This is a genomic window from Methylobacterium sp. Leaf102 (assembly GCF_001422425.1).
In the GTDB taxonomy this organism is placed as follows: Bacteria; Pseudomonadota; Alphaproteobacteria; order Rhizobiales; family Beijerinckiaceae; genus Methylobacterium.
The window spans coordinates 179830-192568 of record NZ_LMMX01000001.1 but is presented as its reverse complement, the minus strand read 5'-3'; the positions used below and the strand labels follow the sequence as shown (position 1 = coordinate 192568).

Annotated in this window: 14 protein-coding genes and 1 tRNA gene; 8 read left to right on the top strand and 7 right to left on the bottom strand. The window is 68.6% G+C overall.

Annotation, left to right across the window (positions count from 1 at the left end; genetic code table 11):
• Positions 1 to 5: 5 nt before the first annotated feature.
• Complete coding sequence (gene scpA / locus ASF27_RS00815; RefSeq protein ID WP_056172175.1) at positions 6 to 2171, bottom strand: methylmalonyl-CoA mutase; 2166 nt, start codon at positions 2169 to 2171, stop codon at positions 6 to 8.
• A gap of 180 nt (positions 2172 to 2351) precedes the next feature.
• Positions 2352 to 3260, bottom strand: a complete 909-nt coding sequence (locus ASF27_RS00810) for an N-formylglutamate amidohydrolase (RefSeq protein WP_056357023.1) — start codon at positions 3258 to 3260, stop codon at positions 2352 to 2354.
• 220 nt (positions 3261 to 3480) lie between these two features.
• Here ASF27_RS00810 and ASF27_RS00805 point away from each other — a divergent pair, with 220 nt between their 5' ends.
• The 4 genes from ASF27_RS00805 to ASF27_RS00790 all read left to right on the top strand — a co-directional run bounded on the left by ASF27_RS00805 (position 3481) and on the right by ASF27_RS00790 (position 5528).
• Positions 3481 to 3837 (top strand): response regulator, encoded by a 357-nt coding sequence (locus ASF27_RS00805; protein WP_003603128.1) that lies wholly within the window; start codon positions 3481 to 3483, stop codon positions 3835 to 3837.
• An 89-nt stretch (positions 3838 to 3926) separates the two neighbouring features.
• Entirely contained in the window at positions 3927 to 4187 is a 261-nt protein-coding gene (gene grxC, locus ASF27_RS00800; protein WP_056171797.1) for a glutaredoxin 3, read from the top strand.
• A complete protein-coding gene (locus ASF27_RS00795) occupies positions 4184 to 5032 on the top strand; it encodes a carbon-nitrogen hydrolase family protein (RefSeq protein WP_274533790.1) in 849 nt (282 codons plus the stop codon). The genes grxC and ASF27_RS00795 overlap by 4 nt, the downstream gene beginning before the upstream one ends.
• A 19-nt stretch (positions 5033 to 5051) precedes the next feature.
• Complete coding sequence (locus ASF27_RS00790; protein ID WP_056171794.1) at positions 5052 to 5528, top strand: DUF1178 family protein; 477 nt, start codon at positions 5052 to 5054, stop codon at positions 5526 to 5528.
• A gap of 5 nt (positions 5529 to 5533) precedes the next feature.
• On the opposite strand, the gene ASF27_RS00785 is transcribed toward ASF27_RS00790, so the two are convergent.
• On the bottom strand, positions 5534 to 6022 hold the full coding sequence (locus ASF27_RS00785) for a disulfide bond formation protein B (protein WP_056171792.1): 489 nt from the start codon (positions 6020 to 6022) through the stop codon (positions 5534 to 5536).
• Between the two features lies 1 nt (position 6023).
• The gene (locus ASF27_RS00780; protein ID WP_056171790.1) at positions 6024 to 6605 is read right to left on the bottom strand and encodes a YqaA family protein; all 582 of its coding nucleotides are present in this window, start codon (positions 6603 to 6605) and stop codon (positions 6024 to 6026) included.
• A gap of 146 nt (positions 6606 to 6751) precedes the next feature.
• Here ASF27_RS00780 and ASF27_RS00775 point away from each other — a divergent pair.
• A tRNA-Leu gene (locus ASF27_RS00775) sits at positions 6752 to 6836 on the top strand.
• Between the two features lie 3 nt (positions 6837 to 6839).
• On the opposite strand, the gene ASF27_RS00770 is transcribed toward ASF27_RS00775, so the two are convergent.
• Positions 6840 to 7541 carry a glutamine amidotransferase gene (locus tag ASF27_RS00770; protein WP_056357021.1) on the bottom strand — a complete coding sequence of 234 codons (702 nt, stop codon included), beginning with the start codon at positions 7539 to 7541 and terminating at the stop codon, positions 6840 to 6842.
• 38 nt (positions 7542 to 7579) lie between these two features.
• A complete protein-coding gene (locus ASF27_RS00765; protein ID WP_056357018.1) occupies positions 7580 to 8737 on the bottom strand; it encodes a ceramide glucosyltransferase in 1158 nt (385 codons plus the stop codon).
• A gap of 159 nt (positions 8738 to 8896) precedes the next feature.
• Between ASF27_RS00765 and ASF27_RS00760 the strand changes: the two genes are divergently transcribed.
• On the top strand, positions 8897 to 9802 hold the full coding sequence (locus ASF27_RS00760; protein ID WP_056266004.1) for a histone deacetylase: 906 nt from the start codon (positions 8897 to 8899) through the stop codon (positions 9800 to 9802).
• A gap of 3 nt (positions 9803 to 9805) precedes the next feature.
• Here the strand turns inward: ASF27_RS00760 and ASF27_RS00755 are convergent, their stop codons facing one another.
• Positions 9806 to 10384 carry a TetR/AcrR family transcriptional regulator gene (locus ASF27_RS00755; protein ID WP_056302681.1) on the bottom strand — a complete coding sequence of 193 codons (579 nt, stop codon included), beginning with the start codon at positions 10382 to 10384 and terminating at the stop codon, positions 9806 to 9808.
• A gap of 226 nt (positions 10385 to 10610) precedes the next feature.
• On the opposite strand from ASF27_RS00755, the gene ASF27_RS00750 reads away from it, so the two are divergent.
• Positions 10611 to 11636 (top strand): efflux RND transporter periplasmic adaptor subunit, encoded by a 1026-nt coding sequence (locus ASF27_RS00750; RefSeq protein WP_156467412.1) that lies wholly within the window; start codon positions 10611 to 10613, stop codon positions 11634 to 11636.
• Complete coding sequence (locus tag ASF27_RS00745; RefSeq protein WP_056357010.1) at positions 11633 to 12715, top strand: efflux RND transporter periplasmic adaptor subunit; 1083 nt, start codon at positions 11633 to 11635, stop codon at positions 12713 to 12715. Before ASF27_RS00750 ends, ASF27_RS00745 begins: the two co-directional genes overlap by 4 nt.
• The last annotated feature ends 24 nt before the right edge of the window (positions 12716 to 12739 follow it).

Genomic DNA, 12739 nt, shown 5'->3' with positions numbered 1-12739 from the left:
GTGGATCATTCCGCCGCTTGGCGCGCGGCGTAGCCCAGGCGGCCGTTCAACTCCTGGATGAGCTTGACCGCCGCCTCTGCGATGACGGTGCCGGGCGGGAAGATCGCCGAGGCGCCCGCTGCATGGAGGGCGGGGTAATCGCCCGGGGGAATGACGCCGCCGATGACGATCATCACGTCCTCGCGCCCCTGCGCGGTGAGCGCGGCCTTGAGTTCCGGCACCAGGGTGAGGTGGCCGGCGGCCAGCGACGAGACGCCGACGATGTGGACGTCGTTCTCAACCGCCTGCCGGGCGGCCTCGTCCGGGGTGGCGAAGAGCGGCCCGATATCGACGTCGAAGCCGAGATCGGCGAAGGCCGAGGCGATGACCTTCTGGCCGCGGTCGTGGCCGTCCTGTCCCATCTTGGCGACGAGGATGCGCGGACGGCGCCCGTCGTTTTCCTCGAACGCTTCCACGAGATGACGGACCGTCTCGACTGCCGGCGACATGCCACCCACCTCCCGCTTGTAGACGCCCGAAATCGAGCGGATCTCGGCCCGGTGCCGACCCCAGGCCTTCTCCAGGGCATCGGAAATCTCGCCCACGGTGGCCTTGGCCCGCGCCGCTTCGATGCCGAGTGCCAACAGGTTGCCTTCGCCCTGCGCCGCCTCGGTCAGTGCTGCGAGGGCCGCATCGACATCGGCTTGGCTGCGCTCGGCGCGCAGGCGCTTGAGCTTGTCGATCTGCAGCATGCGGACGTTGCCGTTGTCGACGCGCATGAGCTCGATGGCGCGGTCGTCGTCCGGCTTGAACTTGTTGACGCCCACGATGGTCTGCCGGCCGGAATCGATCCGGGCCTGGGCGCGGGCGGCCGCCTCCTCGATGCGCAGCTTCGGGATGCCGGCCTCGATGGCTTTCGCCATGCCACCCAATTCCTCGACCTCGCGAAGATGCTCCCAGGCGCGGGCGACGATGTCCTGAGTCAGCTTCTCGACGTAGTAGGAGCCGCCCCACGGATCGACCACGCGCGTCGTGCCACTCTCCTGCTGCAGGAACAGCTGGGTGTTGCGGGCGATGCGGGCGGAGAAGTCTGTCGGCAGCGCCAGCGCCTCGTCCAACGCGTTGGTGTGAAGGGACTGGGTGCCGCCCTGCGTCGCCGCCATCGCCTCGATGCATGTGCGGGTGACGTTGTTGAACACGTCCTGCGCAGTCAGCGACCAGCCGCTCGTCTGCGAATGGGTGCGCAGCGGCAGGGACTTGTCGGTCTTCGGCTCGAATTCCTTGACGAGCTTGGCCCAGATCAGGCGCGCAGCCCGCATCTTGGCGATCTCCATGAAGAAGTTCGTCGAGATCGCCCAGAAGAACGACAGACGCGGGGCGAATTGATCGATGGTCAGGCCGGCGGCGAGGCCCGCCTTGATGTACTCGACGCCGTCGGCGAGCGTGTAGGCCAGTTCGAGGTCGTTCGTCGCCCCGGCTTCCTGCATGTGGTAGCCGGAAATCGAGATCGAATTGAACTTCGGCATGTTCTTCGACGTGTAGGCGAAGATGTCGCCGATGATCCGCATCGAACCCGCCGGCGGGTAGATGTAGGTGTTGCGGACCATGAACTCCTTGAGGATGTCGTTCTGGATCGTGCCCGCGAGCTTCTCCGGCGGCACGCCCTGCTCCTCGGCCGCCACGATGTAGAGGGCCAGGATCGGCAGCACGGCGCCGTTCATGGTCATCGAGACGGTCATCTCGTCGAGGGGAATGCCGGAGAACAGTGTCCGCATGTCGTAGATCGAGTCGATGGCGACGCCCGCCATGCCGACATCGCCCGACACCCGCGGGTGATCGGAATCGTAGCCCCGGTGGGTCGCGAGATCGAAGGCCACCGACAGGCCCTTCTGCCCAGCGGCGAGGTTGCGCCGGTAGAACGCGTTCGAATCCTCCGCCGTCGAGAATCCGGCGTATTGCCGGATCGTCCAGGGTTGGGTGACGTACATGGTCGGGTACGGCCCGCGCAGGAACGGCGCCACGCCCGGATACGTGTTCAGGAACTCGATGCCCTCGCGGTCCTCGGGTCCGTAGACGCCCTTCACCGGAATGCCCTCGGGGGTCATCCAGGGCTCGCCCATCGGCGGCACCGGGGCGGCAATGGCATCGGCCGCGTAGGCGACGGCGGTGAAATCGGGAATGCGGGAGGGCATGGATGCGTGCTCGTGCGGCGGCGTGTTGCCCGGCATTATAGGTAAGCGCGCGAGCCGGGCTACTCCTATCCACCGAACGGCTGGCTCGAGGTCACGAAAATTTCGCGCGCCGTGTCGGGCCTTAAAATAATTTTACCTCGGGATCGGGCGGATTTGCCGGCGGCAGGGCGATGGCTCGCTTCACTCCGCCGCCATTCGGCGCGGCGCCCAGTCCTCGACTTCGGCTGCCACCGCCGCGACGACGGTCCGCAGGTGCCACACCAGTTCCGAGAAGCCCGGCCCGAGGGCGAGGCTCGTTTCGTTCATGTAGAGGGCACGGTTGATCTCCACCTGAAGGGCATGGCGTCCGAGATTCGGTTCGCCGTAATGTTCGGTGATGAAGCCGCCCGCATAGGGCTTGTTGCGCAGGGTGCGGAATCCACGGGCACGAAGGTAGTCCTCGAACGCCCCGATGAGCTCGGGCGCGCAGGCGGTGCCGAACCGGTCGCCGAGGATGAAGTCGGCCCGTGCGGACTCGTCCCGGCCGAGGCTCGAGGACGGCATCGAATGGCAATCGATGAGGATGGCGTGGCCGAAATCGCGGGCGGTGCGCTGGATCAGTCCGCGAAGGGTGCGATGATACGGTTTGTAGAGAGTCTCGATCCGGGTGACCGCGTCCTCCACCGGTAGGCGTCCGCGATAGATTTCCTGTCCGTCGGCGACCACTCGCGGCACGGTGCCGAGGCCGCCGGCCACCCGCATGGAGCGTGTGTTGGCGAACGCCGGCAATCGCCCGTCGAACATGCGTGGGTCGAGTTCGTAGGGCTCGCGGTTCACGTCGAGGTAGGCCCGGGGGAAGTGCGCGCTCATGAGCGGCGCGCCGAGATCCACCACCGGCGCAAACAGCCGGTCGACATGCGCGTCCTCCGACCGACGCAGGGTCAGGGCGTCGAGGCGTGAGGCCTCGACGAAGGCGCGCGGATACACGGCCCCGGAATGGGGCGCATTGAACACGAAGGGGAGGGTGTGGGCCTCAGGCTCGTCCACGCGGAAGGGCGGGTTGAACCAGGGATGTTCCGGAGAATCCGGAGGGGAGAGCGGTACTGTCATCGCGGCGCGGGCGCCTCGGTCCGGGCGGGAAAACGCATGGCGCCACTGTGCGGGGCCGTGCGGGCCGTGTCTACCGTCACGGCGCCCGTCGCCCGCAGGCCACGGTGCCGTCGCACACCAAGCCCGGGGGGGCGGCCGGCGTCCGTTGGCAACGTTCTGTTTACCAAGCTGGTGCTTTGTGGAAAGAACACAGCGACTCAAGGGCACAAGGCAACGTTCGATGAAGATCCTCCTCGCGGAAGACGACAACGACATGCGCCGGTTCCTGGCCAAGGCGTTGCAGAATGCCGGCTACGACGTGCTCTCGTTCGACAACGGCCTCTCGGCCTACAACCGGCTGCGCGAGGAGCCGTTCGAGCTGCTCCTCACGGATATCGTGATGCCCGAGATGGACGGCATCGAGCTGGCGCGCCGCGCCACCGAGCTCGATCCCGACATCAAGGTGATGTTCATCACGGGTTTCGCAGCTGTGGCCCTCAACCCGGATTCGAAGGCTCCGAAGGACGCCAAGGTGCTGTCGAAGCCGTTCCATCTGCGCGACCTCGTCAACGAAGTCGAGAAGCTGCTCGCGGCCTGAAAATCGCCTCAGGCCCCGCGGAACGCCGCAGTAGGAAGAGTCTCCGGGCTCGCCTATAAGCGATGTGGAACGCCTTGGGGCCCTGAGACATGAAGCCGGTTACGATCTACACCACCGCCTGGTGCCCTTACTGCTCGGCGGCCAAGAGCCTGCTTCGAGAGAAGGGCATCGTCTTCACTGAGATCGACGTCGAGAAGACGGCCGGCTCGCGCGCCGCCATGGTTCAGCGGGCCGGGGGACGCACCAGCGTGCCGCAGATCTTCGTCGGTGAGAGCCATGTGGGCGGCTGTGACGATCTTTACGCCCTCAACGGCGCCGGCAAGCTCGAGCCGATGGTGTCCGCCTCGTGACGGACGCATCCCGCTTCGTCGCCGCCTGCGTGCAGATGCGCTCGGGACGCGACCCCCTCGCCAACCGCGACGCGGCGGTCGCCCTGGTGCGCGAGGCGGCGGATGCGGGTGCCGATTACGTGCAGACCCCGGAGATGACCTCCCTGGTCGAGCGCAGTAAGGCAAGCCTGTTCGAGAAGGTCACCGGCCAGGACGAAGACCCGACGCTGGCGGCCCTGCGCGAGGTGGCGCGGGAGCGCGGCCTCGTCGTCCAGATCGGGTCGCTCGCCGTGCGCAACGGTGACAAGATCGCCAACCGTGCCTTCCTCATCGATGGGCAGGGGGCGATCACCGCGTCCTACGACAAGGTCCATCTCTACGACGTCGATTTGCCCAACGGCGAGCGCTGGCGCGAATCCGCCACGTATACGGGAGGAGCCTGTGCGGTGGTGGCCGACACGCCGTGGGCACCCATCGGCGTCACCATCTGCTACGACATCCGCTTCCCGGCCCTGTTCCGGGCGCTGGCCGAGGCCGGCGCCACGATCCTCACGGCGCCGGCGTGTTTCACCCAGCAGACCGGCGAGGCCCATTGGCACGTGCTGCACCGGGCCCGCGCCATCGAGACGGGATCGTTCATGATCTCGGCGGCGCAGGGCGGCCATCACGAGGACGGGCGGGACACCTACGGCCACTCGCTCATCGTCGATCCCTGGGGCAAGGTGCTGGCCGATGCCGGCGGAAACGAGCCCGGGGTGATCCTGGCGGAGATCGACCTGTCCCGCGTCACCGACGCCCGTGCGCGGATACCGGCCCTCCTGCACGCCCGGCCGTTCACCGTGGAGCGGATCGGGCATTCCGCCTGATCCCGACCCGAGTCCGCCCATGATCCGGTACACCCTCGTCTGCGATGGCAGCCACGCCTTCGAGAGTTGGTTTCCGTCGAGCGAATCCTACGACGACCAGGCCGCGCGTGGGCTGGTGGCGTGTCCGGTCTGCGGATCCGCGCGGGTGGCCAAGGGAATGATGGCCCCGGCCATCGCCCGCACCGATCGTGCGGTGGCTCGCAGTCCCGCTGCCGATGTGCCCGAGGTGGCGCCAGTCCCCGCTCCTGCGCCGACACCCGTGTTCTCGGAGCCCGAACAGCGCGTTCGCGCGCTCATGCGAGCCGTGCGCGAGCACGTCACCAGCACTGCCGACGATGTCGGCACGGCGTTTCCCGAGGAGGCGCGCCGGATGCATTACGGCGAGAGCCCGACCCGCCCGATCTACGGCGAAGCCAGCCTCAAGGAAGCCCGAGCCCTCGTCGAAGAGGGTATCGAGGTGGCGCCCCTACCGCCCGCCCCCGACGACCGGCACTGACCCCATCAGCGCTTCGCGGCGGCCGTGCCCGAAATGGACGCGAGGACGAACGCCACCACGGCGTTCCAGCCGGCGAGCGAGACGCCCAGGAACCGCCAGGCGGCGGTGGAGCAATCGGCCACCCGCGTGGTCTCGAGGGTCGCGCGGAAATCCGTGACCGTGGCGGGTGCCGCCCCGGTACCCCCGCCGCAATCCGTCGGACCGGCCCAGAGCGCCCACTCGGCGCCGGCGTGATAGACGCTCAACCCGGCGCCGTAGAGCAGCCCGAGGGCAGCCAGGCCCAGGGCAACGCGGCTCAGGCGTTCCGGAAGCACGAGGGCGAGGATCCCGAGGGGGATCGCCGCATAGTACGGAATGCGCTCCTCGAGGCAGAGCTTGCACGGCACGTAGCCAAGCACGAACTGGAAATAGAGCGCCGCCGCCAGGGTCACCACCGCGCCGACGACGAGGATCAGGGCGCTCCGGCGCAGGCGCAGCAGGGTCGCGTAGTTCATCTTACAGAAGCACCTTGAACAGGACGAAGCCGAGGATGATCACCGCGACCGCGATGGCTGCGACGACGTTGAGGTGCCGGTCGAGCACCCCGCGGATCTGAACGCCGTAGCGCCCGAGAAGTCCCGCCAGGAGGAAGAAGCGCGCGCCCCGGGTGACGAGGGACAGAACCACGAACCAGAACAGGTCGTAATGGGCGAAACCCGAGGTGATGGTCACGAGCTTGAATGGGATCGGGGTCAGCCCCTTCAGCAGGATCACCCAATGGCCGTACTCGGCGTAGGACGCCTGGAACGTCGCGGCCTTCTCGGACAGGCCATAGACCCGGAACACCCATTGGCCGACGGAATCGAACAGCAGGGCGCCGATGGCGTAGCCGAGCACGCCGCCGGCCACCGAGGTCAGGGTGGTGATGAGGGCGTAGAACCACACCCGGTCGGGCCTGCTCACCGCCATGGGCACCATCATCACGTCGGGCGGTACCGGGAAGAACGAACTCTCGGCGAACGACACCGCGCCCAGCGCCCACGGCGCCGACGGCTTGCCCGCGAGCGCGAGGATCCATTCGTACAGGCGGCGGATCATGGACGGATCATGGGCTTGGCGGAATCCGAATGGATGGGGTGGAAAAGCACTGCCCTTTGAGCATAGGCCAAAGGGCGTGGCGAGCACGCGGCCGTGGAAAATCGCCACTGGCTCGAATCACGAAGGTGTGCCATGAGGCGTTCATCGCGGGCGTGGTGGAATTGGTAGACGCGCCGGACTCAAAATCCGGTTCCGCAAGGAGTGTCGGTTCGATTCCGACCGCCCGCACCATCGTCACGCTCCGGTCTCCAGAAATCGCCTGATCCAGCCGCCGAGGCGTGGTCCGTCGTTGGCTCGCGCCAGCGAGGCGAGGGCCGCTGCGTGCACCGCCGGCTCGTGCGGTACCGCAGGGCTGTGGCCGGCGACGAGGGCCAGGGCGTAGTCGGACGCGAATTCCGGGTGGACCTGGAACGAGATTGCGCGCCGGTCGCGGTAATTGAGGATGCCGTACGGCGTGAAGCTGCTGCCCGCGAGGGTCAGGGTGCCGGGCGGCGGCTCCAGAACCTGATCCTGATGGATCGCCGGGACGGCGATTTCGGTGACGTCGTCCATCCAGAGTGCGCGTGCCTGGACCCGGTAGGTATGCAGGCCGATGCCCCAGCCCTTGGGCGATTTCGCCACCCGCCCGCCGAAGGCGGCGGCCATGACCTGATGACCGAAGCAGATGCCCACCAGCGGCGTTTCGGGCGGCACCGTGCGCAGGAACCCGATGAGGGCGGCGATCCAGGGCAGCGGTTCGTAGACGCCCGCTGGGGACCCGGTGATGAGGTAGGCGTCCTGCTCCGAGGGGCCCGCCGGAAGGGTCCCACGCGCGACGGCATAGTGCGTATAGGCATGGCCGGGCCCGACGAGATCGGCCACCATCCGCCCGTAGGACGGGTAGCGGTCACTCAAGCGCTCGGGCGGATCGCCGGTCTCGAGGATGCCGATCTTCATGACGGGCGGCTTACCAGGGCGCCGGCCGCACCGGAAGCTCAGGCCGCCGTCACCCGGGTGCTCAGGCGGGCCGGTGCCTTCGGTCGGATATCCATGGGGTTGCCGCGCCAGAGAACCGCGCCCCGCATCCAGGCGCCGATCCAGATCACCGGGAAGACGGCGTCGCGGACGAGGAAGGCGAGGAGAAGGCGCGGCCCACGATACCATCCAGCTCGAACCGCGAGGCCGTACTCCGCGCTGTACCAGAGGGCGGCCAGAGCGCACAGCCAACCCGCGAGGGTCGTCGATGGAACCGACAGGAGGGCGATGCCGAATGGCAGGACCGGACCGGTGCCGATCTCGGGTGCGAAGAACGCCGGAAAGGTGACGCGGCGCAGGCGCGCCCAGCGCAACTGGCGCGCCCAGACTTCGGCGGGCTTTCGCCGCCCCAGGGGCTGCTCGAACGGGCTCGCCACGAGATGGACCCGGGCGCCGGCCGCCCGCACGAGCTTCGTCGCCGCCGCGTCCTCGGCGATCTCGGCCGCGAGGGCACGGATGCCGCCGCGGGCTTCCAGGAACGGCTTGTGCCACAGCATGCTCTTGCCTTGGGCGAAGCCGAAGCCCACGGCCTCGCCGGCATATTGCCAACGGGCCTGGAGGGTGTTGAGGAACGCGCATTCGATCTCGGCGATGAAGCCATCCGGTCGCGCGCCGATGGGCGTCGAGCAGACGAGGCCGGTGTCGTGACGCCATGCCGACTGGAGCCGCTGGAGATAATCCGGTGGCATCAGGACGTTGGAATCGGCCAACACCACCCAGTCGTGACGCGCCGCCTCCCAGCCGCGGACGCAATTGTTGAGCTTCGGATTGTCGCTGATCCGCTCGTCGCCGACGATGAGGCGGGACGGAATCTCTGGATGAGCGGCCATCAGGCGGTGGAGCAGGGGCACGATGGGGTCGGCCCGGTCGGCCACGCAGAAGATGAGTTCGTAGTCAGGATGCTCGAGGCGAAAGCCCCGGGTGAGCATCTCCTCGCTGAAGGCCTCGAGGCCGCAGACCGGGCGCACCAGGGAGATCGGCGCTTTCGTGGGGAAGATCGAGGCGCCGCGCCGTCCCCCGAGACGCAGACCCGCCAGCCCGAGGCTGGCGAAGTTGATCAGCGTCAGGGCGAGACACAAGATCAGGGCAAGGTCCGTTCCGGTCCAGGCGTCCATCATGTCCGGGTCTCCCGCGCCGAGGCCGACATCGTGCCGCGCCCCGGTCGTCCGAACGGCCCTAACAGCCCCTCGGCTTCAGTCGTATGACAAGGTCTGCGGGATGGGCGGCGTAAGGGCGGGAATGCGGGGGATGGTCCACGGAGCGGAGGCCGCGGGGGCGTGACGGTCCCGCCCATCGTCTATCACCCGGACTATCAGGCGAGCCTGCCGGACGGGCACCGCTTCCCCATGGGCAAGTACCGCCGCCTGTCCGAGATCCTCCAGGCGCGGGGCCTCGCGCCGGGGGGATTCGTGCGTCCCGAGCCGGCGGATGTGGATCTCATCGCCGGGGTGCACGACCGGGCCTACGTCGAATCCGTCTTCGCCCACGACGTCCCGCGCGCCGTCGCGCGGGAGATCGGGCTGCCCGTGGAAGCGAGCGTGGTCGCGCGTTCGCGGGCCTCCGTCGCCGGGACCCTGCTGGCGGCGCGACTCGCCCTGGCGCATGGCCTCGCGGGAAGCGCCGCCGGGGGGAGTCACCATGCCCGCCGCAGCGGCGGGGCCGGGTTCTGCATCTTCAACGATGTCGCCATCGCGGCCCGTACCCTTCACCGGGAGGGCACCATCGCCCGCGCCGTGGTGATCGATTGCGACGTGCACCAGGGCGATGGCACCGCCGATTGCCTGTCGGGCACGCCGGACCTGTTCACGTTCTCGCTCCACGCCGAGAGGAACTACCCGGCCCGCAAGATCGCAGGCGACCGCGATGTCGGCCTGCCCGACGGGCTCGAGGACGCGGCATACCTCGCCGCTCTAGGAGCCCATGTCGGCCCCCTCCTCGATGCGCTCGCTCCGGATCTCGTCTTCTACAACGCCGGCGTCGATCCCCACCGCGACGATCGTCTCGGTCGCCTCGCCCTCACGGATGCGGGGCTGTCCGCTCGGGACCGCTTGGTCGTCGCGGCGGCGCGATCCCGCAACATTCCCCTCGTGGCGGTGATCGGCGGCGGCTACGCAACCGATATCGATGCCCTCGCGGCCCGCCATGCCGGTGTGTTCGAGGCCATGGCGGCGCAGGCCGCCTGAGCGTCACGCCCGGTCCGGGTCGCCTTTGGGAAGATCCCGCGCGAATCGCTCCATGGCGTCGAACAATCGAGCCAGATCCGCACCCTCGATGGTGTGGAAGCCGAGCGTCCGCGTCAGGAGCAGGCCGAGCGTCGCGAAGGTCAGCACCGCACCCGCGCCGGGGCAGCGGGCGACGTCTTCCATCTGGGCGAGGCGGTCCTTCAGGAATGTGTTGAAGCCTGCGAAGGCCTCGGGATTCTCCGCCGATGCCAGCAGGAGGGCGCGGGGAAATCCCTCTTCGTCGGCGTAGACCTGCCGGACATGGGCGATGAGCGCCAGAGGGAGAGCGGCCGGACCGGGTCCCTGAGCCGCCTCGTGGGCCGCGATGCTGTCGCGGATCATCCCGAGCTTGCGCTCGGCCAGCGCCTGGATCAGCGCGTCTTTCGAGCTGTAATGATGCAGCACGCCGCCCTTGCTCAGGCCGGCCTCCGCCGCCACCGCATCGATGGTCAGGGTGCGTGTCCCCACGCGGCGGATCAGGCGCTCGGCCGCATCGAGGATGATCGCCGGGCGGTCTTCGCGCCGCGTGCGCGGTTTGGTCATCACGTTCCTATTTCTAAAAACCGTCTGGACGGTCGGTAAGATAGCCGATAAGGATCGCCACCGATAGGGTCGCGCGAGGGACGAGCGGGAAGCGATGACGGATTTTTCACCGATCCGATCCTGGCCGGCTCTCCTCGGCGCGGCGCTTTTCGTGACCGTGGCCGTCCTTGCCGCAGTTCCCGTCCCCGCGGCGGCCGACGAGAGCGTTCGTTCTGGCGCGGACAGGATGGCCGGCACCGACAGGAGCCAAGAGCTCGCCCTGGTTCGCACGGTGGTGGCCCAGCGCACCACCATCAGTTCGGACCTCATCTTCACCGGGGACATCGAGGCGCAGTCTCAGGTCAACGTCTCGTTCCGCACCGCCGGCAAGATCGCCAGCCGCCTCGTCGAGGTCGGCGATCACATCCGGGCCGATCAGGTTCTGGCGCGCCTCGATCCGCAGGAGCAGCGGGCCAACCTCGACAACGCGAAGGCGGCCCTGACGTCGGCCGAAGCCCTGCTGACGCAGGCCAAGGTCAGCTTCAAGCGCCAGGAAAGCCTGATGGCCGGCGGCTACACCACGCGGCCGAGCTACGACGACGCCGAGCAGCAGTTGCGCACCACGCAGGCGGCGGTGGAATCCGCCAAGGCGGCCCTCGGCACGGCCCAGGAGCAATTTTCCTACACGGATCTCAAGGCCGGGGTCGACGGAATCGTGCTCAGCCGAACCTTCGAGGTCGGCCAAGTGGTCCAGGCCGGCCAGACCGTGATGGTCATGGCGCAGGACGGCCCGCGCGACGCGGTGTTCAACATCTTCGAGGCGGTGCTGGCGGCACCACCCGAAAGCGAGACCGTCGCCGTCGCCCTCCAGGCCGACCCCAAGGTAACGGCGGTGGGCCGCGTGCGCGAAATTTCGCCGAGCGTGGATTCCGCTTCCGGCACCGTGAGGGTCAAGGTCGGGCTCCAAGCGACCCCGCCGGGCATGAGCCTCGGCGCCGTGGTGATCGGCACCGGCAAGTTCCACGCGCGCCAGGCCATCGTCCTGCCGTGGTCGGCCCTCTACCGCTGGCAGGATGGTCCTGCGGTGTGGGTACGTGATCCGAAGGACGGCACCGTGGCGCCGCGCAAGGTCACCCTGGAGCGCTACGCCCCCGATACCATCGCGTTGGCGGGCGGGATCGAGCCCGGCGAGGAAGTGGTCATCGCCGGTATCCAACTGCTCCGACCGGGCCAGGTCGTCGCCGTCGCCCAGACCCTGGGGGTTGCCCCATGAACCATCACCCCGCTCCTGCCGTCGTGGCTTTCCTCGCGGTCCTCGTCTTGGGGGGCTGCAAGCCGGAGCAGGAGGCCGGTCCGGCCCCTGTTCGCCCAGTGCTGACCACCACGGCCAAATCGGTCGCAACGGAAGTCTTCGGCCCCTTCGCGGGGGTCGTGGCACCGCGCTACCAGTCGGAGATCGGCTTCCAGATCGCCGGACGCATGGTGGCCCGCGACGTGACCGTGGGCGATGTCGTGAAGAAAGGGCAGCGCCTCGCCGCCCTCGATCCCGTCGTGCCGCGCTTCGCCCTGACACGTGCGGAGGCGGACCTCGCCGATGCCGAGGCCCAGGCCGAGAATGCCGGCGCGACGGAGAACCGCCGCCGCAAGCTGCTCGCCGGCGGAAACGTCACCCAGGCCCAGCTCGACAGCGCGGTCGCCAGCCGCGACACCGCCCAGGCCCGTCTCGCCCAGGCCCAGTCCAGCCTCCAGAAGGCCCGCGACCAGATCGGCTACACCGAACTCCACGCCGATTTCGACGGCGTCGTCACCGTGCGGTCGGCCGAAGTCGGTCAGGTGCTCAGCGCCGGCCAGGCGGTGCTGACCCTCGCTCGCCCCGAGGAGCGCGAGGCGGTGGTCGACATCCCGGAGGACCTCGTCGGCGCCATGCCGAAGGACGCGGTCTTCACCGTCGCCCTCCAGAGCGCACCCGACGTGACGGCCACGGCCAAGGTCCGCGAGACCGCGCCGTTCGCCGACCGTGTCACCCGGACCCGGCGCATCCGCATGACCCTGCTCGCTCCTTCGCCGGCCTTCCGCCTCGGCTCGACCCTCACGGTCTCCCTCTCGCGGAACGTCACGCCCCGCTTCGTCCTGCCGGCGACGGCACTGTTGAATACGGATGGCCAGGATTCGGTCTGGCTCGTGGACGCGAGCGGCAAGGCCGTGACCCGCCGTCCCGTCACCGTGACGGGACGGAACGGCAGCCGCGCCACCGTCACACAAGGCCTGGCCGCCGGCGACCGCGTGGTCGTCGCCGGCATCCATTCGCTGAGCGAAGGCCAGGCCGTGCGCCTGCCCGACGCCACGCCGTAACCGGTCGGAAGCGAGACTGACCCC

What these genes read in the sequence shown, in the direction of transcription:
- scpA (WP_056172175.1), bottom strand. Translation starts at nt 2,171, where the DNA reads ATGCCCTCCCGCATTCCCGATTTCACCGCCGTCGCCTACGCGGCCGAT.
- ASF27_RS00810 (WP_056357023.1), bottom strand. Translation starts at nt 3,260, where the DNA reads ATGACAGTACCGCTCTCCCCTCCGGATTCTCCGGAACATCCCTGGTTC.
- ASF27_RS00805 (WP_003603128.1), top strand. Translation starts at nt 3,481, where the DNA reads ATGAAGATCCTCCTCGCGGAAGACGACAACGACATGCGCCGGTTCCTG.
- grxC (WP_056171797.1), top strand. Translation starts at nt 3,927, where the DNA reads ATGAAGCCGGTTACGATCTACACCACCGCCTGGTGCCCTTACTGCTCG.
- ASF27_RS00790 (WP_056171794.1), top strand. Translation starts at nt 5,052, where the DNA reads ATGATCCGGTACACCCTCGTCTGCGATGGCAGCCACGCCTTCGAGAGT.
- ASF27_RS00785 (WP_056171792.1), bottom strand. Translation starts at nt 6,022, where the DNA reads ATGAACTACGCGACCCTGCTGCGCCTGCGCCGGAGCGCCCTGATCCTC.
- ASF27_RS00780 (WP_056171790.1), bottom strand. Translation starts at nt 6,605, where the DNA reads ATGATCCGCCGCCTGTACGAATGGATCCTCGCGCTCGCGGGCAAGCCG.
- ASF27_RS00770 (WP_056357021.1), bottom strand. Translation starts at nt 7,541, where the DNA reads ATGAAGATCGGCATCCTCGAGACCGGCGATCCGCCCGAGCGCTTGAGT.
- ASF27_RS00765 (WP_056357018.1), bottom strand. Translation starts at nt 8,737, where the DNA reads ATGATGGACGCCTGGACCGGAACGGACCTTGCCCTGATCTTGTGTCTC.
- ASF27_RS00755 (WP_056302681.1), bottom strand. Translation starts at nt 10,384, where the DNA reads ATGACCAAACCGCGCACGCGGCGCGAAGACCGCCCGGCGATCATCCTC.
- ASF27_RS00750 (WP_156467412.1), top strand. Translation starts at nt 10,611, where the DNA reads ATGGCCGGCACCGACAGGAGCCAAGAGCTCGCCCTGGTTCGCACGGTG.
- ASF27_RS00745 (WP_056357010.1), top strand. Translation starts at nt 11,633, where the DNA reads ATGAACCATCACCCCGCTCCTGCCGTCGTGGCTTTCCTCGCGGTCCTC.